Below are 17,601 nucleotides of genomic sequence, written 5' to 3' on the forward strand. Positions count from 1 at the left end.
CCCCCTCGGCGCGGTGGGGCGGGTCAGGCGGGCAGGCGGCGGACGACGTCGTAGCCGGCGGCTTCGACGGTCCGTGTGATCAGTGCGTCCAGGTCCCCGCCGGGCTCGCCCGCGGTGGTGACGGTGACCAGGCCGGTGCCGGCCTCGACGGCCACGGCGGTGATCCCGTCCAGGGCGCCGACGGCGTCGGCGACGACGCCCTCGCAGTGGGCGCCGCCGATGCCGTCGACCTGGTAGACGGCCGTCGTACCGGCCGGGGCGTGGCAGCTTCCGTCGGGGGTGCAGCAGTTCGACATGGGTCCTCCGAGATCGGGTCACTGGGTGCGGTCCCATACCCGGTGGGGGTATGAAGGCGCGATCAAATCTATACCCCCACCCGGTATCCGAGTTCAAGGGCGGAAAGGGCTTGGACTTCATACCCCCAGGGGGTACCTTCTAGCGCAGTCGGGCCGCCGACCGGGCGGCCGTGAGCCCAGGAGGGCACCCATGCACACGGGACTGCGGATCACCGTCTTCGCCGCCGCGCTCGCCGCGACCTTCGGCACCGCCTACGGCCTGGGCAGCGGCCTCGGCGAGGTGGCCCCCGCGTCCGACCGGGCGCCCCGCGCGCACGAGCGGGGCCACGGTCCGGCACGGCGGAGCCATCCGGCGCAAGGGGCCCATGAGTCCGCGCCGCCCGGCGGGCTGCACGCCTCCGAGGGCGGATACACCCTCGCCCTGCGCACCCCGACGGTCGAGGCGGGCCGCGGCGACCGTCTCCGGTTCGCGATCGTCGAGAACGCGACCGGCCGCGCCGTCACCGCGTACGAGCGGGAGCACGGCAAGGAACTGCACCTGATCGTCGCCTCGCGGGACCTGACCGTCTACCGGCATCTGCACCCCGTGCGCGCGGCCGACGGCACCTGGTCGGTCCCTGTCGCACTGCCCGAGGCGACGGAATACCGGGTCTTCGCCGACTTCACCCCCCGCGGCGGCGACGGACTGACCCTCGGGGCCGACCTCACGGCCACCGGAGGGGACCGTTCGGCGCGGACCTGGGCGCCGGGCCGCACCGCCCGGGTGGACGGCTACGAGGTGACACTGCGTGGCGCTCTGAGCGCGGGCCGTCCGAGCGAGCTGCGGCTGGAAGTCGCCAAGGACGGCAGGCCGGTGCGCGACCTGGAGCCCTACCTGGAGGCGTACGGGCATCTGGTGGCGCTGCGGTCCGGTGACCTCGCCTATCTGCATGTGCATCCGAACGGCGAGCCCGGGGACGGCAGGACCCGGCCGGGACCGGAGATCTCCTTCACGGCGACGGCGCCGACCGCCGGAACCTACCGGCTTTTCCTCGACTTCCGGCACGCGGGCGTGGTCAGGACCGCGGCGTTCACGGTGACGGCCGGGGCCGAGGCGCACGGTTCGGGGACGGCGCGGCCCGGTGCGACGGCGGACCACGGGCACTGAGCCGGGCCGGCCCGAGGGACCCGGGCGGGCAAGGATGGCCGACCGGCCCGGGGTGGGGCACGCTGGATGACATGGGTGACCGGCAGGGCGCGACGGGTCTCCGGCAGCCATGGCAGTCGAGTCAGGCGCTGCTGCTGCTTCCGGTCGCGCTGATCGCCGCGATCACCGTGGTGGAGGTGCACTCGCCCCAGGACTTCCACCTGGCCTCCGCGCTGGTCATCGCCCCGGCGCTGACCGCGTCGTTCGCCGGCCCGCGGACGACGGCGGCGGTCGGGGCGATGACCGTGGTGGCCCAGAGCCTCATCGGGCTGCTGCACGGCGAACTGGCCACCGCCAACCGCATCGTGCAGCTCATCACCCTCACCGTGCTGTCCGTGCTGGTCGTGATCTACTGCGCGATCCGGGACCGGCGGCACGCGCAGCTGGTCCGGGTCCGTTCGGTGGCCGAGGCCGCCCAGCACGTCCTGATGTGGCCGCTGCCGGACCAGCTGGGGTTCGTACGGATCGCCTCCCTGTACCTGGCGGCCGAGGACGAGGCCCAGATCGGCGGCGACCTCTACGCGGCCACCCGTGCGTTCGGCGGGATACGCGTGCTGATCGGCGATGTGCGCGGCAAGGGGCTGTCCGCGATCGGGGAGGCCGCCACCCTGCTGGGGGCCTTCCGGGAGGCGGCCCACCGGCGTCCCGTGCTGACGGACCTGGCCGAGTCCCTGGAGCAGAGCGTCCAGCGCTACGCGGCCGACTTCGAGCCGCCCGAGGAGGCAGGCGAGCGCTTCGCCACCGCCCTGCTGGTGGAGATCCCCGAGGAGTACCCGGTGGTCAGGATGGCCACCTGCGGTCATCCGCCGCCGCTGCTGCTCTGCCAGGGCCGCGGGATCACCGTGCCGACGCTGCATCCCTCGCCGCCCCTGGGGGTCCAGGACTGCGGGCTGACACCGGGGGGATGCGGGCCGGCCGCCCGCGAGCTGGACGAGATCCCCTTCGAACCGGGCGACACCCTGCTGCTGTACACCGACGGCGTCGTGGAGGCCCGCGACGCCGACGGCCGTTTCTACCCGCTGGCCGAGCGGGTCGCCCGGTGGTGCGACGCCCCGCCGGACACCCTCGTCCAGCATGTGCGGCGCGATCTGGTCGCACACACCGGCGGGCGTCTGGACGACGACGCGGCCGTGGTCGTCCTGCACCGCACCTCCGCGGCCCGCGGGCGGCGGCACGTGAGGGTCATCGAGACGGGCGGGATCCGCCCGAGCACCGGTCCCGGGCCCGCCACCCGCTGACCGGGGCCGGAACCCGGCGGGTCCCGGCCCCGGCGGGTCACGGCTTGCGGGCCACCGCTCCGTACATCGCGATGTCCTCGTCGCGGATGCCCTTCTCGCCCGCGCCGTCCGGGTGCCACTTGTGGACCTGGACGATGCCCGGCTCGACCAGTTCGAGGCCCTCGAAGAACTCGTGGGCCTCGTCGATGGTGCGCAGCCGCATCGGCATGTTCCGGGCCGCGTACTCGCGGGCGACGCGGCCCACCTCCTCGGGCGCGAACTCGGCGGTGCCGATGGACATCGCCAGATAGCTGCCGGAGGGCAGCGGCTCCAGGAGCCGGCGCACGACGCCGACCGCGTCGTCCTCGTCGAGCATGAAGTGGACGATGGCGATCACCGTGAGCGCCACCGGCTTGCCGAGGTCGAGGGTCTCGCGCAGCTCCGGGGCGTCCAGGATGGCGCCCGGGTCGCGGAAGTCGGCCTCGATGTACGCCGTCCTGCCCTCGGGGGCGCTGGCCAGCAGCCCCTGGGAGAGGGTGAGCACGATCGGGTCGTTGTCCACGTAGACGACCCGTGACTCCGGGGCCACCGCCTGCGCGATCTCGTGCAGGTTCGGTGAGGTGGGGATGCCGGTGCCGACGTCCAGGAACTGGCGCATGCCCGCCTCCTCGGCGAGCCAGCGCACCGCCCGGTTCATCCAGTCCCGGTTGGCGCGCATGTGGATGGGCAGGGCGGGCCACTCCTGCGCCATGGCGTCGCCCGCCTCCTTGTCAGCGGGGTAGTAGTCCTTGCCGCCCAGGATGTAGTCGTAGATCCGGGCGGAGTGGGCGTTCTCGGTGTCGATGCGGTCGGCCGGCCATCCGTTGTCGGGCAACGCCGTGTCTCCCATTCGGGTCGGGGATGCAGCAGGGGGTCGATGGAACAAGCAGCTACAACGCAGCTATAACAAGGCGGTTCACAGGAGGAAGTCGGCGTCACCCGACTTCACACCCGTCAGGAAGCTGGTCATTTCGCGGGGGGTGAAAACCAGCGCCGGGCCGTCGGGGTCGGTCGACTGGCGCACCGCGACGCGTCCGTCGGCGAGCTTCTTCACTTCCACGCAGGCACCGCCGGCGTCGTCGCTCCACGGCTTGGTCCAGCCGCGCGCGCCGAGTTCCCGGGACGGCATGCCGTTGTGTATGGGGTGGTGCACGTTACAGCTCCTTGCGTATCGCACCGAGGACGGCCTCGGTCTTCCTGGCGGGCGCCGCCTGGGCGCCCAACCGGTCCAGGGACTCGCGGTACACCACGACGTCGTCGCTCTTGTCCAGGTAGACGGCGCCGACCAGGCCGTTGAGGTAGACGATGTCGGGGAGTTCGGGTGCCCGGAACCGGAAGAGGTGGTAGGCCCCGGCCCGCATGGCGGGATGCGGGCCGTTGGCGAACGGCATGATCTGCAGGGTCACCTGCGGCAGCCGGTTGACCTCGATGAGATGGTCGATCTGCGCGCGCATCACGTCGGGACCGCCCACCGGCCAGCGCAGCACCGTCTCGTCCATCACGATCCACACCCGCGGCGGCGCCTTGCGCACAAGGAGTTCCTGGCGGCGCATGCGCAGCGCGACCCGCCGCTCCGTGGCGTCCGCCGACGCGTGCGGATTGCCGGCGCTCAGCAGGGCACGCGCGTACTGCGGGGTCTGGAGCAGCCCGTGGACGAACTCGTTCTCGTAGGCGCGGATGTGCAGCGCTGCCTGCTCCAGGCTCAGATACGCGGCGAACCAGTCCGGCATGACGTCGCGGTACGTGTGCCACCAGCCGCGCTTGTTGGCCTCGCGCACGGACTGCAGGAAGGTCTCTATCTCCTCCCGGTCCGTCACGCCGTAGGTCTGCAGCAGCTTCTCGGCGTCGGCCAGCCGCAGCCGGGCCACCTTGGCGGCCTCCATCCGGCGGATGGTGGAGTGGCTGACGCCGATGGCGGCGCCCGCCTCCTCGTAGGTCAGACCGGCCCGGTTGCGCAGTTCCTCCAGCTGACGCCCGAGGATCATGCGCAGGACGGAAGGGGCGCCGCCCCAGTCGGTCTCCGCGGTCACGCTTACCCCCTCGTACCAGGTTCCAGGGTCACCGTCTCACGCGGTCGATTCCGGCGCCTCATTCGATCACTTGTTGACGCATGCAGCATGCACGCCACCACTTGCAAATTTCAACTTGCCGGTTGCGAGCAGATGTTGGCGGATGTCACAGTGGACCCACTGACTCGGCTCACCGAATGAGCAGGCGGAACAGTCCAGTTGGGGGAGATTGGGCTGCAATCGGGCGTCATCCGGCGCGCGTTGTCGCCCGATCGTGCTGTGCGGCCGACCGATCCACGACCGAGAGACCCCCACTCAGCGAGGCCGGACGAAAGGCGTACGGCGATGACTGCGCCCTTGCTCCCCCAGCCACTGGACCGACCGCCCGACGACCGGTCCGGCGGTGCCGCACCGCCCAGGGCCTGGCGGTCGGCGCCGCAGCCGGGCGGCGACAGGTCCGCGAGCCCGCACGCGGCCCCGTGGCCGCACCGCCCGCCGCAGTCGGCGGGTTCCACCAGACCACCCGGAGGCGAGCATGCCGGTCGACTCCCTGGGCCCGACGGCCCCGACCCGCTCGCCTCCGGGGCTCAACCGCACGGCCCCGCGCACGCGTTCGACCTGCCCGCGACCCCGGCATCGGTCGGCGCGGCGCGCAGGGCCGTGCGGGCGCTGCTGACCAACTGGGGCACCGACGACGAGGTACGGGACAACGCCGTCCTCGTCACCTCCGAGCTGGTCACCAACGCGGTCACACACTCGGCCAGCGAACGGATCGCCTGCCGGCTGCACAGCACCGCGGACCGGCTGCGCATCGAGGTCGAGGACCAGAACCGTGCCGCCGCGCTGCCGGCGCCCCGGCGGCCGGACCCGGACGACCAGAGCGGCCGCGGACTCCTGCTGGTCGAGGCGCTGAGCCTCGACTGGGGCGTCACCGGCACCCACCGGTCCGCACGCGTCGTCTGGGCCGAGCTGGCGACGGGCGCGGGCACCGCCCCGTCACCGGCCCCCCGACCCGGCCGGCCCACCCCCCACTCGGCCGAAGGACGCCCAGCCCATGGACCGTTGCCCACCCAGCCCTGACCCGCGCCCATGGCGCTCCGCCCGCCCGGTCGCCCCGGCGTACGGCCGGGCCCGCGGCACGGGTGAGCCCTGCCCGGCCGACCCGTCCTGGACGCGCACCCGCCCGAGGCCGGGTCCGCGGCACCCGTCCGTCACCCGGTGAACCGGTGACGGCACGCCCCCGGTGGGAGCGAGTCGTCACCGGCGCGGGGACACCTGCGCGAGCCATTCCGTCAGCAGGGTGTTGATCCGCTCGGGGCGTTCCTGCTGGATCCAGTGGCCGCAGCCGTCGAGCAGATGCGAGGCGGTCAGGCCGGGCAGGGTGTGCGGGAACGCCTCGATCGCGTCGGAGAGCCAGGTCGTGGAGGCGTCCAGAGCGCCGCCGGCGAACAGCGACGGCTGGGTGACGGGGGCGCCGTGGAAGTCGGCGAGATCGGCCCAGTCCCGGTCCATGTTGCGGTAGCGGTTCAGTGCGCCGGTCAGTCCGGTGCGCTCGAACTCCGCCGCGTAGACGTCGAGTTCGTTCTCGCCCAGCCAGGAGGGCAGACGACCGGCGGGAAACCGGTCGCGCAGCCTTCCGCCCGCGGCGACGAAGTGCGGATCCGGCGCTCCGGGCGCGGGCATGGTGTCGGCGGACAGTGCGGCGTAGAAGCCCGCGAGCCAGCCGCGCACATCGGGTTCGATCTCCGACTCGGCGCGGCCCGGCTCCTGGAAGTAGGAGACATAGAACTCCTCGGGGCCGCCCATCGCCGCGAACACCTCGCTGGGCCTCGGGCCGCCGGGCGGGGTGTAGGGCACGCTCAGCAGGCCCACGGCGCTGAAGACATCGGGACGGACCAGCGCCGAGGTGGCGGCGATGGTGGCGCCCCAGTCGTGCCCGACGATCACGGCGGACTGCTCGCCCAGCGCCTCCACCACGGCGACGTTGTCCGCCACCAGGTCGAGCATCCGGTACGCGCCGGCCTCGGCGGGTTTGGAGGAGCGGCCGTAGCCGCGCACGTCCACGGCGACGGCCCGGTAGCCGGCGGCGGCCAGCGCGGGCAGCTGGCGGCGCCAGGAGTACCAGGACTCCGGGAAGCCGTGCACGAGGAGCACCAGCGGCCCGGTTCCCTGTTCCACCAGGTGGGTCCGGCCCGCCGGGGACGGCACCAGACGATGGACGGCGTGCGCGGCGGTGTTCTGCGGCATGGTTCCTCCCAGACGTTCGGGGACTGCTGGCACGATCATGCGGGAGCCGGTTTCCGCCGCCGAGCGATGTTGCCGGTTCGGCAAATCGCCCATCGGCCCGAGCGACCGGGCGGCCGGCCGGCCCGGCGATCGGACCTTGGCCTTCGCCGGGCCGGACCGCACGTTCTCGACCTGCGGCCGGGCCGGCGCGACCACCTACCCTGGGCTCATGGTGCACGGCGGCGAGGGACCGCGGGCCGCGGCGGCCCGGCTCACCGGGCGAGCGGCGACGCGGGAGCGTTCGCTGTCCGGCACGCTGAGCGAGGTCCGTCTCGACGGCGGGCCTGTCGTGGTCGTCAAACGAGCCGACGCACCGCGCGCCGTCGCCGCCGAGGTGGCCGGGCTGCGCTGGCTGGCCGCCGCGGACACGGTCCGGCTGCCGGCCGTGCGCGGCCATGACGCGCGGTGGCTGGTGCTCGACCGCGTCCCGGCCGGGCGGCCCGACATCGGCGCCGCGGTCCGGTTCGGCCGCGCGCTGGCCGGCCTGCACGCCGCCGGCGCGCCCGCGTTCGGCTGCCCGCCGCCCGGCGGCCCCGAGGAGGCGTACATCGGGCTCGCCCCGATGCGCAACGTCCCCGGTGCCGACTGGCCGTCCTGGTACGCCGAGCACCGGGTGCTGCCCTATGTGCGCCGCGCGGCCGACGCCGGCACCCTCGGCCGGGACGAGGCCGGCGTCCTCGACCGCGTCTGCGAGCGGCTGCCCCTGCTGGCGGGCCCCGCCGAGCCCCCGGCCCGGCTGCACGGCGACCTGTGGCACGGCAATGTGCTGTGGGGCGACGACGGTCACGTCCGGCTCATCGACCCGGCCGCGCACGGCGGGCACCGGGAGACCGACCTCGCGATGCTCCGCCTGTTCGGCTGTCCCCACCTGGAGCGGGTCCTCGACGGCTACCGGGAGACCACGCCCCTGGCGGACGGCTGGCGCGAACGCGTCGGGCTGCACCAGTTGTTCCCGCTGCTGGTCCACGCGGTGCTGTTCGGGCGCGGCTACGCGGACCAGGCCCTCGCGATCGCCCGGCGGCTCCTGGCGTCCTGAGGCGGCGTCGCGGTGGCCCTCACGGCGGCGTCATGTGCCGGGCGGGGGTGTGCTTCCCATGCGCTGTCCATGGCTTCCGGGGAACGCCGCCACGCCGCTTCCTTAATACGGCCTTAATTCGGACGGAGATCACACAGAGTAAGGAAACCAACCAGGCGTTCGAATCGTATAAGTGCATGGAAGCTGAAACAGGGAGAGACCATGCAACCGTTCACGCTCAACTACGCCCGACCGGCTGTGCAGTTGGATGTCACCATTCCGTACATGTACGACTCCGGACTGCAGTTGAACGTGCTCCCCGACGGCCGCGTCGCCGCGACCGACCACGCGACACTGAGAGCGCTGGGGACCACGACCTCCACGGCCGGCTCCAAAACGCACTTCGACGACTGACCGCGAGCTCTCGCCATGACCGTGCTCATTCTGACCAGTGAAGAGGACGTGACGGCGGACATGGTGGTCCTCCGGCTCAATGAGGCCGGGGTGCCCGTGGTCCGCCTCGATCCAGCGGATCTCACCACCGGGGTCGCCCTGTCCGGCGAGTACGTGCGGGGCGTCTGCCACGGCCATCTGTCCGTCGCCGGCCGGCTGGTGAGCATGAGCGGTCTGCGCTCCGTCTGGGTGCGCAGACCGGGCCTTGCGGCGGCCCGGGCGGCCCAGCCGTCGGCCTGGCTCACCGAGGAGGCGTCCCAAGCCCTGTACGGCATGCTGCGCTGCACCGAGGCACGCTGGATGAACCATCCCGACGCCGCCCGGCGGGCCCGTCACAAGCCCTGGCAGCTCGGGCTGGCGCAGCGCAGCGGGCTGCCCGTGCCCGCCACCCTGATCACGACGTTCCCCCAGGCCGCCCGGGAGTTCTCCGAGCGCTTCCCGGATCTCGTGGTCAAGCCCGTCTCCGGCGCGCACCCCAAGGAGCCGCCCCGGGCGGTACCGACCAGCAGGGTCGCGCCGGACACCGACTTCTCGGCCGTCGCGTTCGGTCCGACCCTGCTGCAGCGCAGGGTGCCGAAGCGGGCCGACATCCGGCTGACCGCCGTCGGCGGCCGGCTGTTCGCCGCGCGCAAGCCCATCGAGCCGGACGCCGACCCGGACGACGTGGACGTGCGGTTCGCCCCGTCCCTGTCCCCGTGGAGCGCAGTGGAGGTGCCCCCGCGGGTCGCGACGGCCGTCCACGCCTATCTCAGCGGCGCCGAACTCGCCTACGGGGCGTTCGACTTCGCCGAGGACGCGGACGGCATCTGGTGGTTCCTTGAGTGCAACCAGTCGGGCCAGTTCGGCTTCGTCGAGATGGACACCGGCCAGCCGATCGCCCGCGCCATCGCGCAGTGGCTGGCGTCCGCGCCCGACGGCACCTCCTCGTCGGACGAAGAACCGAGGCCGGCGCCGTGAGGGCCCGCCGATCGCGTGGCGCCGCCGCGCGGCTGTGGGGACTCAGGGGCCCGGCAGCGGGTGCACGCGCTGCCACTGCGAGGGCGGGACCGCGGGCGACGGCAGCGCGGCACTCGGCGCCCGCGGCGACCGCAGCGGCAGCATGACCGCCTCCACTTCCCTGCGCAGGCGGTCGGCCTCTGCGCGTACTCCCGCGGGTACGTCGCCGCGTTCCGCGACGAGCCGGTCGTAGATGGGGGAATCCTGGAACACCCGTCAAAGCGCCTTTCCGAGCACGGCCCATGGACATGGGCACAGCTGACGAGTGTAAGGACCGGCGCCGGTCCTGGTGCGGTCCTGGTGGAGGTTCGCCCGCAGGGCTTGACGTCGCGTCCGCGGCGAGGGCCGCGCGGGCGGGCGGCGCGGCCGTCATCCGGCGAGCGGGAGTCCGCTCTCCTCGCCGGTGCCGCGCGCCCTGATCAGCAGGGCGTCGGCCCGGGCGACGGCCTCGCGGACGTCCGCGGTGCCCGTCATCGCGCACAGGGTGCGGGTCACCTCCGCCAGGTCCCGCGCCGCCGCCGGTGTCGGCCGTTCGGCCTGGGCGATCCGCAGCGACGCGTAACGGGTCAGCAGCTTTCTGACGGCCTTGGGTTCCGGGACCGGCACGTGTATGCCCCTCTCTCGTGTTATGCGCTGCGTATGCCCGGGAAACAGAGGTTCATTCCCCCTTGCTTCCCCTTTTTGGGGCTCGGCAGGGCACGGCGGCGCGCGCACCTCGGTCAGGCGGCCCCGCGGTGCAGGTCCGCGTAGGCGCCGCCGCGGCGCAGCAGTTCCTCGTGCCGGCCTATCTCGCGGATCGTGCCGCCCGCCATCACCACGATCCGGTCGGCGCCGCGCACGGTGGACAGGCGGTGCGCCACCACGAAGGTGGTGCGGCCGTGCACCAGCCGTGCGAGGGCCTGCTGGACAAGCGCCTCGGACTGGGTGTCCAGCGCCGAGGTCGCCTCGTCCAGGACCAGCACCCGCGGGTCCCGGATGAGCGCGCGGGCGATGGCGAGGCGCTGGCGCTGGCCTCCGGAGAGCCGGGCGCCGCGCTCGCCGACCATGGTGTCGAGCCCGTGGGGCAGCCGCTCGACGAACTCCAGGGCGTTGGCGTCGCGCAGCGCGGTGCGCACCGTCTCCTCGTCCGCCTCGTCCATGCCGTAGGCGACGTTCTCCCGGACCGTGCCCTCGAACAGGATCGACTCCTGGGGCACGACCGACACGAACCTGCGGTAGGTGCGCAGATCGAGGCCGCTCATGTCCCGGCTGTCGAGCAGGAGGCGGCCCGAGGTGGGCCGGATGAAGCCGATGACGAGGTTCAGGACCGTGGACTTGCCCGCGCCGGACGCGCCGACGAGGGCGATCGTCTCGCCGGGCCGCACCGCGAGGTCGAAGTCCCGTACGGCGGGCCGCCCGCGGTCGTCGTCGTAGGCGAGGCCGACGTTCTCGAAGGTGATCGCGCCGCGTACCGCGGTGACCTCCCGCTTGCCCTCGTTGTCCTCCAGTTCGGGGGCCTGTAGGACCTCGCCGACGGAGCGGACCGACTCGAACCCCTTGGTGATGACGGGGGCCAGCGCCGCGAGCGTGGTGGTCGAGTTGGTCAGGGTGGTCAGAAAGGCGCTGAGCATGACGATGTCGCCCGCGCTGACCCCCCACAGGCCGTAGTAGGAGATCAGCGCCGCGCCGGCCAGTACGAGCACGCCGACGACGTTGAGGGCCACCCAGGCGAGCGAGGCGAACCGGCCGTTGAGCAGGTCCAGGCGCAGCCCGGAGGTGAGCAGGCGGCTGAGGGTGCCGTCCATCCGGCGCAGCGCCTTGTTCTCCAGTCCGTGTGCCCGGGTGACCGGGATGAGGCGGGTCATCTCGGTGACCTGGGTGGACAGCGTTTCCACCTCGTGCCGGAACCGTTCGTTGTGGGTGCGCAGCCGGGCCCGGAGCCGGGCCACGAGCAGCGCGGCGACCGGCACGACGACCAGGAAGACGGGGACGAACTCAGGGGTGCGGACGGCGATGATGACCAGTCCGCCGGTCAGCACGGTCAGTGCGCCGAGCCCGTTCTCCGCGGTCTGCTGCACCATCTGCTCCACGGTCTCCACATCGCGTACGACCTTGGCCTGGAGCACGCCGGCGCTGACCCGGGAGTGGTAGCCGATGGAGAGCTGCTGCATGCGGGTGCACAGCGCCGAGCGCAGGGTGGTTCCCATGCGCCGCACGCTGCCGTACAGCAGGCGGACATAGAGCACGTGCAGTGGATAGTTGACCAGCAGGATGAACAGGATGACCGCGGTGCTGGTCCACAGCCGTGCGACGGGCTGGTGCTGTACGACGGTGTCGATGATGGACGCGGTGATCAGCGGCAGCAGCCAGACGGGGCTGTGCTTGACGGTGAACACGAGCGCGGCCCCGGCCAGCCTTCCGCGGTCGGCGCGGAACAGATAGGCCAGGGTGCGCAACGGGTGTTCGCCGCGGTAGCGGTGGTCGAGGGGTCTTGGCGACGACGGGGCCATCGACGGTTCCTCTCCGGTGACCGGACGGTCGGGCAAGCGCTCTCTACCCAGCCGTCGCCGTCCTACGTCCGATCCGCACCCGCTGTCCGGTGCCGTCCTCCGGGCGGACGAGGACGGAGAGGGGGCCTACTCCCCCAGTGCGCGGGCCAGTTCCCTGGTGGCCCGGGCGACCTCGGGGCCGTCGCCCGGCGGCAGGTGGCGGATCAGGCCCCGGCCGGACCGTACGGCCTCCCGGGCGTTGCGCTCCCAGACCACGTGGTTCTCCCGGTGGTTGAGCAGCTTGGGGTAGACGGCGGCCGTCTCCTCCCACTGGCGTGCCGCCGCGATGCTGCCGAGGAGTTCGATGATCTGGGCCCGGCAGGCGATGCGGGGCTGTCGGGCCAGTTCCCACAGGAAGGGCACGGTGACGGCCGTGGCCTGTTCCACGACGAATCCGTACTGGCAGATGCGGGTGCGCAGTTCGCCGAGTGCCTGCCGGGCGCGGTCCTCGTCGCCGCGGGCGATGATGTGCAGCAGCAGCGGGATGCCCTCGGCGGATCCGGTGGAGTCCTTGAACTCCTGCCAGGGCACCTCGTCGACGGCCGCGAGCGGCGCGGTCGCCGCCCGGAGCGAGGACGTCGCGGATCCGGTCCGCCCGGTGCTGGAGGGGTTGGTCCGAGGCGCAGGCGATGACACGACATCTCCCTGATTCGCGGTCAGGTCAGGACGCCGACGGCGGGAGCGGCGTCGCGGCCATTATTCACGCCGACAACGCCCGCGTGCAATTGCACGGGAAATTGCGCGAAAAGTGGGTAGGAACACGGGGCCCGCCCCGGCGGCCTCGCGACAGGCGAGCGTCCGCTCCCCGGGGGCGGGAGGTGGACCCCACAAGGAGGCCGTGATGTCATCGGTGCCGAACGGCGTGCGAGCCAGCTCGCTCGACGTGCGATGGATCAAGAGCAGGCGCAGCAATGCCGAGGGCAACTGCGTGGAGCTGGCGGCCCTGTCCGGCGGCTATGTCGCGATGCGCAACTCCCGCGACCCGGACGGCCCCGCGCTCGTCTACACGCCCGCCGAGATGGCCGCCTTCCTGGCGGGCGCGAAGGACGGCGAGTTCGACAACCTGCTGTAGCCACGCTCCCGGCGGCGCACCCTGCCCGGAACCCAACGCCCCACATGTGTCGAGGACATGGGCCGAGGTGCGCCGCGTGCGTTAGTCTGACGGTCTCCGTCGCCGGTCTGCCGGGAGCCAAGGATGTCAGCCGAATCCCCTCGCGTCTCCCGTCTCGAACCCTATCTGGACCGCGCCGAACCCGCCCCGACTTTGCTGAAAATGCTGGTCGGCGTCCAGCTGGCGGGGTTCCGCGAGGACGCGGATCTGGCCCAGGAACAGGCCGCGCGTGCCGTCGGCTTCAGCGCGGCGAAGCTGTCCCGCATCGAAGCGGGCAAGGGCCGCAGGCCCCCGACCGAGGCCGATGTGCGGGCCCTGCTGACGCTGTACGGCACGGACGCGTACGAGTCCTCGGTCCTGCTGAGGCTGCTGCGGCGGGCCGGTGAGCCGGGCTGGTGGCAGCGGTACGACAAGCGGCTGATGCCCGAGTGGTTCGACCGGCTGGTCGGTCTTCAGGAGGCCGCCGTCGCGATCCGTACCTTCGAGATCCAGTACGTTCCCGGTCTGTTGCAGACACCGGACTACGCCCATGCGGTGGTACGGCGCGGACTTCCGACGGCACCCGAGAACGAGGTCCGCAGACGCGTCGAACTGCGCATGCGCAGGACCGAGTTGCTGCACCGCCCGGACGCACCCCAGGTGTGGGTGATCATCGACGAGTCGGTGCTGCTGCGCGTCCTGGGCGGCCCCGAGGTGATGCGCGAGCAACTGGAGCATCTGCTGCGGATGGCCCAACGCCCGCATGTCACGCTGCAGATCGTGCCGCTGGACGTGACCAACGCGTCGGCGCCCGCGATACCGGTCACCTATCTGCGGTTCGGCGGCCTCGATCTGCCCGATGTGGTCTACCTGGAGCACATCAGGAGCGCCAACTTCCTGGAGGACCGGGACGAGACCGAGGAGTACCGGGTGGTCCTGGACCGGCTGGCCGACGAGGCGTTGCAGCCGCGGCAGTCCGTCGACCTGCTGGACCGGATCATGACGGAACGCTACCCGGCCCCCTGACGGGCCGTGCGCGCACGGCCCGCCTCCGTGGTGCGCGTCCCCCGCTAGCCGACGCGGCCCACGCCGCCGAACTCGATCCACTCGTGGGTGAGCTGACGCGGTGCCACCTCCGAGTCCGGCCGCCATGTCGACACCTCCACGAGGCCGGGCTCCAGGATCTCCAGGCCCTCGAAGAGTTCCGCGACGTCCTTCTCCTGCCGCACCCGACCCCAGTTCCCCTGCGTGGTCTGGTCCATGAAGTCGGTGACGAACTTACGGACCTCGGCGTCCTCGCTGACCAGTTGGCACATCACCAGGAAGCTCCCGGGGGCCAGACGCTCGGCCACCCGCCGGGCCAGGGCCGGCGGGCCGTCGGTCTCGCTGTCCGGGAGGCAGTGCATCACCGAGACGAAGAGCACGCCCACCGGCCGGCTGAAGTCGATGAGCCGCCGCGTCTCGGGGTGCCCGAAGATCCCGTCGGTGTCGCGCATGTCGGCCTGGATGACGGCGGTGCGCTCGTCCTGCTCCAGCAGCGCACGGCCGTGCACCAGCACCATGGGGTCGTTGTCGACGTAGACCACGTGCGCGGTGGGGTCGACGGACTGGGCGACCTGGTGCACATTGTCCTGGGTGGGCAGCCCTGAACCGTGGTCGAGGAACTGCCGGACGCCGTAGTCCCGGGCCAGGGTGCGCACCACGCGCCGCAGGAAACGGCGGTTGTTGACGGCGAGCCGCCGGGTGCTCGGCACCACCTTGTCCAGCTCTTCGCACGCCGCCCGGTCCGCCGCGTAGTTGTCCTTGCCGCCGAGGTAGTGGTCGTACATCCGCGCGGCCGTCGGCACCGCGGGGTCGATCTCCCTGGACGGCTGGTTTCCCGCTTGCATCGCTCCCCCGGTACGTACTGTGCCAACTGGCCGGTGATAACAGGGAGTACATACTAGGGACTGGGCCGTACTCGTGGTAAGTCCACGCGTGGACGATCTGTGAAACCCTCACCCAGGACCGGCGGGCCGCGCCGGTCGTCACGTTGGCACCCCGGAGAGGCGACGCGATGCGCATCGGACTGCTCGGCACCGGCCCTTGGGCCCAGATGGTCCACGCCCCCGCCCTGAGCGGGCACGACGAGGTGGAGTTCACCGGGGTGTGGGGGCGGCGCGCGGACGCCGCCGCCGAACTGGCGGGCCGGCACGGCACCCGGGCCTACGCCGACGTGGACGCCCTGCTCGCCGACGTGGAGGCGGTCGCCGTGGCGCTGCCGCCCGACGTGCAGGCCGCGCTCGCCGCGCGGGCGGCCCGCGCCGGGCGCCATCTGCTGCTGGACAAGCCGCTCGCCGCCACGGTGGCGCTCGGCCGGGAGGTCGTCGAGGCCGCGCGGCGGGCCGAGGTCGCCTCCGTGGTGTTCTTCACCACCCGGTTCCAGCCCGAGGCCGACGCCTGGATCGCCGAAGCGGCGAAGAAGGGCGGCTGGTTCACCGCGCGGGCGCAGTGGCTGGGCTCGGTGTTCACGACGGACAGCCCGTTCGGGGCGTCGCCGTGGCGCCGGGAGAAGGGCGCGCTGTGGGACGTCGGCCCGCATGCCCTGTCCGTGCTGCTGCCGGTGCTGGGCGATGTGCGCCGAGTGAGCGCGGCGGCGCAGGGGCCCGGTGACACCGCGCATGTCGTCCTCGACCATCTCGGCGGCGCCTCCAGCGCCTTGACCCTCAGCCTGACCGCGCCGCCGGCGGCGGCCGGTGCCACCGTCGAACTGCGCGGCGAGGCCGGGGTGAGCACGCTGCCGGACAGCGCGGACGGCGCCCTCCCGGCCTTCGGCCGGGCCGTGGACGCGCTGCTGGACGCGGCGCGCACGGGGAGAGCGCATCCGTGCGACGCCGCGTTCGCCCTCCGGGTGAGCGAGATACTTGCCGCGGCGGAGTCCCTGCGGGGCCTTGGCGGGGGGCTGTCCCTCAGCTGAACGCTCCGCTGCGAAGAGCCGCTACCTGTCGTTCGTCGGCTGCGGCGCCGTCGTGGCTGGTCGCGCCCGCGCGGCGGAGCCGCATATCGACACGGCCCCGCGCCCCTACGGGGGCGGTCTCGCACCGCCCGTGCTACGCGCTCCGCTGGATGTGCCGCGAACTGCCGTCCGGCGTCCGCGGCAACATCGTGGCTGATCGCGCAGTTCCCCGCGCCCCTTCGGGGCGCCATCGTGGCTGGTCGCGCCCGCGCGGCGGAGCCGCATATCGACACGGCCCCGCGCCCCTTCGGGGGCGGTCTCGCACCGCCCGTGCCACGCGCTCCGCCGGATGTGCCGCGAACTGCCGTCCGGCGTCCGCGGCAACATCGTGGCTGATCGCGCAGTTCCCCGCGCCCCTTCGGGGCGCCATCGTGGCTGATCGCGCCCGCGCGGCGGAGCCGCATATCGACACGGCCCCGCGCCCCTTCGGGGCGCCGTCGTGGCTGGTCGCGCCCGCGCGGGGGAGCCGCATATCGGTACAGCCCCGCGTCCCTTCGGGGGCGCTGTCGGGGCTGCGGGCTACTCGGGTTCGGGAGCGAGACGGAAATGGGTCCGTTCTCTTAGGACGGGGTAGGCGGCTTGGGTGAAGTGGGTTGCCATGGGGGTGTTGGTCTGGTCCGTTGCCGCGGCTATGGTCGTCGCTCCCTGGCCCGCCAGGAAGTGGGTGCATTCGGCCAGCAGGTCGTAGGCGTAGCCGTGGCCGCGGTGTTCCGGGAGGACGCCGATGAACCCGATGCAGGGCCCCACCGGGTTGTGCGCGGGAATGTGGATGCCGACGGGCTCGCCCCGCGGGGTGTACGCGATCTGCCACCACTCGCGCGGCGACGCACACCAGCGGAAGAAGTCGATCTCCTCCTGGGCGGCCAGCTCCACTCCGCCCTTCTCGACGGCCCGCAGGGCATGGGCGTCCAGGGTGACGGAGTGGATGCGGCGCAGGGCGTCAAGGAACACCGCGTCGTCGGGCTCGGGGCGGAAGACGAGCCGTCCCGGCCGTGCGGGCAGCCCGCACGAAGGCGTCCACCGGTAGATGAAGCGCTCCACGAAGAGCCGGTAGCCGGCCGTACGGGCGGCGGCGAAGCGGGTCTCGGCGGCGGCCTTCAGGGCGGGTACGTCGCGCCAGCCGGCGGGCAGGTTGAATTCGAGGTCGTCGACCTGCCAGGGCGCGGTCCGCAGCAGTTCGGCCCCCGCTTCCTGTTCGCCCTCGGCCACGTCGAACCAGTTGACGACGAGGGGCTGTGCGTCGTCGGGTCCGCCCCACCAGGCGGCCCGCGCCACCACCCGGCCGTCGCGCAGCGCCACCCGCTTCCAGTCGGGGCGGTACCGGGTCAGCCGGTGCGCCTCGCGTGCGCGCAGCGGGTCGGGCAGGGCGTCGAAGAGGTGGGCGGTGTGCTCGTCGAGCGTCTGGATGACCGGAGCGGTCATGGATTCCTCCGGGATGCGTACGGGTGCGCTCCCGGCCAGGTCAGACGTGGCACGCCGGGGTGGCGGGGA

20 protein-coding genes are annotated in these 17,601 nt (G+C 72.7%); 9 read left to right on the forward strand and 11 right to left on the reverse strand.

From position 1 onward, the window contains the following. Positions 1-23: 23 nt before the first annotated feature. Positions 24-296, reverse strand: coding sequence for a heavy-metal-associated domain-containing protein (locus tag AC27LF_RS39480; protein WP_479664569.1), 273 nt, complete (start codon positions 294-296; stop codon positions 24-26). Between the two features lie 190 nt (positions 297-486). On the opposite strand from AC27LF_RS39480, the gene AC27LF_RS39485 reads away from it, so the two are divergent. Together AC27LF_RS39485 and AC27LF_RS39490 are read left to right on the forward strand one after the other, a co-directional pair. Beyond that, entirely contained in the window at positions 487-1,443 is a 957-nt protein-coding gene (locus tag AC27LF_RS39485; protein WP_479664570.1) for a carbohydrate-binding protein, read from the forward strand. A gap of 71 nt (positions 1,444-1,514) precedes the next feature. Beyond that, the gene (locus tag AC27LF_RS39490; protein WP_479664571.1) at positions 1,515-2,720 is read left to right on the forward strand and encodes a PP2C family protein-serine/threonine phosphatase; all 1,206 of its coding nucleotides are present in this window, start codon (positions 1,515-1,517) and stop codon (positions 2,718-2,720) included. A 37-nt stretch (positions 2,721-2,757) separates the two neighbouring features. Here AC27LF_RS39490 and AC27LF_RS39495 read toward each other — a convergent pair whose 3' ends face one another. The 3 genes from AC27LF_RS39495 to AC27LF_RS39505 all read right to left on the reverse strand — a co-directional run bounded on the left by AC27LF_RS39495 (position 2,758) and on the right by AC27LF_RS39505 (position 4,768). Beyond that, on the reverse strand, positions 2,758-3,573 hold the full coding sequence (locus AC27LF_RS39495) for an SAM-dependent methyltransferase (protein WP_479664572.1): 816 nt from the start codon (positions 3,571-3,573) through the stop codon (positions 2,758-2,760). 81 nt (positions 3,574-3,654) lie between these two features. Then, entirely contained in the window at positions 3,655-3,867 is a 213-nt protein-coding gene (locus AC27LF_RS39500) for a DUF397 domain-containing protein (protein WP_479664606.1), read from the reverse strand. A 25-nt stretch (positions 3,868-3,892) separates the two neighbouring features. After that, positions 3,893-4,768 carry a helix-turn-helix domain-containing protein gene (locus AC27LF_RS39505; protein ID WP_479664573.1) on the reverse strand — a complete coding sequence of 292 codons (876 nt, stop codon included), beginning with the start codon at positions 4,766-4,768 and terminating at the stop codon, positions 3,893-3,895. A 324-nt stretch (positions 4,769-5,092) separates the two neighbouring features. On the opposite strand from AC27LF_RS39505, the gene AC27LF_RS39510 reads away from it, so the two are divergent. After that, positions 5,093-5,827: an ATP-binding protein gene (locus AC27LF_RS39510; protein WP_479664574.1), complete on the forward strand. Its 735-nt coding sequence runs from the start codon at positions 5,093-5,095 to the stop codon at positions 5,825-5,827. Between the two features lie 177 nt (positions 5,828-6,004). On the opposite strand, the gene AC27LF_RS39515 is transcribed toward AC27LF_RS39510, so the two are convergent. Then, positions 6,005-6,994, reverse strand: a complete 990-nt coding sequence (locus AC27LF_RS39515) for an alpha/beta hydrolase (RefSeq protein ID WP_479664575.1) — start codon at positions 6,992-6,994, stop codon at positions 6,005-6,007. Positions 6,995-7,202: 208 nt separating this feature from the next. On the opposite strand from AC27LF_RS39515, the gene AC27LF_RS39520 reads away from it, so the two are divergent. The 3 genes from AC27LF_RS39520 (at position 7,203) to tgmB (ending at position 9,458) form a co-directional block, all read left to right on the forward strand. Next, positions 7,203-8,069 (forward strand): fructosamine kinase family protein, encoded by an 867-nt coding sequence (locus AC27LF_RS39520; RefSeq protein WP_479664576.1) that lies wholly within the window; start codon positions 7,203-7,205, stop codon positions 8,067-8,069. 201 nt (positions 8,070-8,270) lie between these two features. Further along, positions 8,271-8,462, forward strand: coding sequence for a putative ATP-grasp-modified RiPP (tgmA, locus tag AC27LF_RS39525; RefSeq protein ID WP_479664577.1), 192 nt, complete (start codon positions 8,271-8,273; stop codon positions 8,460-8,462). A 15-nt stretch (positions 8,463-8,477) separates the two neighbouring features. Continuing rightward, on the forward strand, positions 8,478-9,458 hold the full coding sequence (gene tgmB / locus AC27LF_RS39530) for an ATP-grasp ribosomal peptide maturase (protein WP_479664578.1): 981 nt from the start codon (positions 8,478-8,480) through the stop codon (positions 9,456-9,458). 42 nt (positions 9,459-9,500) lie between these two features. On the opposite strand, the gene AC27LF_RS39535 is transcribed toward tgmB, so the two are convergent. From AC27LF_RS39535 to AC27LF_RS39550, 4 genes are all read right to left on the reverse strand, one after another. Then, positions 9,501-9,710 (reverse strand): hypothetical protein, encoded by a 210-nt coding sequence (locus AC27LF_RS39535; protein WP_479664579.1) that lies wholly within the window; start codon positions 9,708-9,710, stop codon positions 9,501-9,503. A 156-nt stretch (positions 9,711-9,866) separates the two neighbouring features. Next, positions 9,867-10,103, reverse strand: a complete 237-nt coding sequence (locus AC27LF_RS39540) for a DUF5133 domain-containing protein (protein WP_479664580.1) — start codon at positions 10,101-10,103, stop codon at positions 9,867-9,869. A 113-nt stretch (positions 10,104-10,216) separates the two neighbouring features. After that, on the reverse strand, positions 10,217-11,986 hold the full coding sequence (locus tag AC27LF_RS39545; protein ID WP_479664581.1) for an ABC transporter ATP-binding protein: 1,770 nt from the start codon (positions 11,984-11,986) through the stop codon (positions 10,217-10,219). A 126-nt stretch (positions 11,987-12,112) separates the two neighbouring features. Further along, the gene (locus AC27LF_RS39550) at positions 12,113-12,661 is read right to left on the reverse strand and encodes a hypothetical protein (RefSeq protein WP_479664582.1); all 549 of its coding nucleotides are present in this window, start codon (positions 12,659-12,661) and stop codon (positions 12,113-12,115) included. A gap of 205 nt (positions 12,662-12,866) precedes the next feature. On the opposite strand from AC27LF_RS39550, the gene AC27LF_RS39555 reads away from it, so the two are divergent. Then, positions 12,867-13,097 carry a DUF397 domain-containing protein gene (locus AC27LF_RS39555; RefSeq protein ID WP_479664583.1) on the forward strand — a complete coding sequence of 77 codons (231 nt, stop codon included), beginning with the start codon at positions 12,867-12,869 and terminating at the stop codon, positions 13,095-13,097. A gap of 123 nt (positions 13,098-13,220) precedes the next feature. After that, complete coding sequence (locus AC27LF_RS39560; RefSeq protein ID WP_479664584.1) at positions 13,221-14,141, forward strand: helix-turn-helix domain-containing protein; 921 nt, start codon at positions 13,221-13,223, stop codon at positions 14,139-14,141. Positions 14,142-14,185: 44 nt separating this feature from the next. Here the strand turns inward: AC27LF_RS39560 and AC27LF_RS39565 are convergent, their stop codons facing one another. Next, on the reverse strand, positions 14,186-15,004 hold the full coding sequence (locus tag AC27LF_RS39565; RefSeq protein WP_479664585.1) for an SAM-dependent methyltransferase: 819 nt from the start codon (positions 15,002-15,004) through the stop codon (positions 14,186-14,188). A 167-nt stretch (positions 15,005-15,171) separates the two neighbouring features. On the opposite strand from AC27LF_RS39565, the gene AC27LF_RS39570 reads away from it, so the two are divergent. After that, positions 15,172-16,071, forward strand: coding sequence for a Gfo/Idh/MocA family protein (locus AC27LF_RS39570; RefSeq protein WP_479664586.1), 900 nt, complete (start codon positions 15,172-15,174; stop codon positions 16,069-16,071). 558 nt (positions 16,072-16,629) lie between these two features. Here AC27LF_RS39570 and AC27LF_RS39575 read toward each other — a convergent pair. Then, the gene (locus tag AC27LF_RS39575) at positions 16,630-17,532 is read right to left on the reverse strand and encodes a GNAT family N-acetyltransferase (protein ID WP_479664587.1); all 903 of its coding nucleotides are present in this window, start codon (positions 17,530-17,532) and stop codon (positions 16,630-16,632) included. Positions 17,533-17,601: the final 69 nt, after the last annotated feature.

This window comes from Streptomyces diversicolor (genome assembly GCF_057537855.1).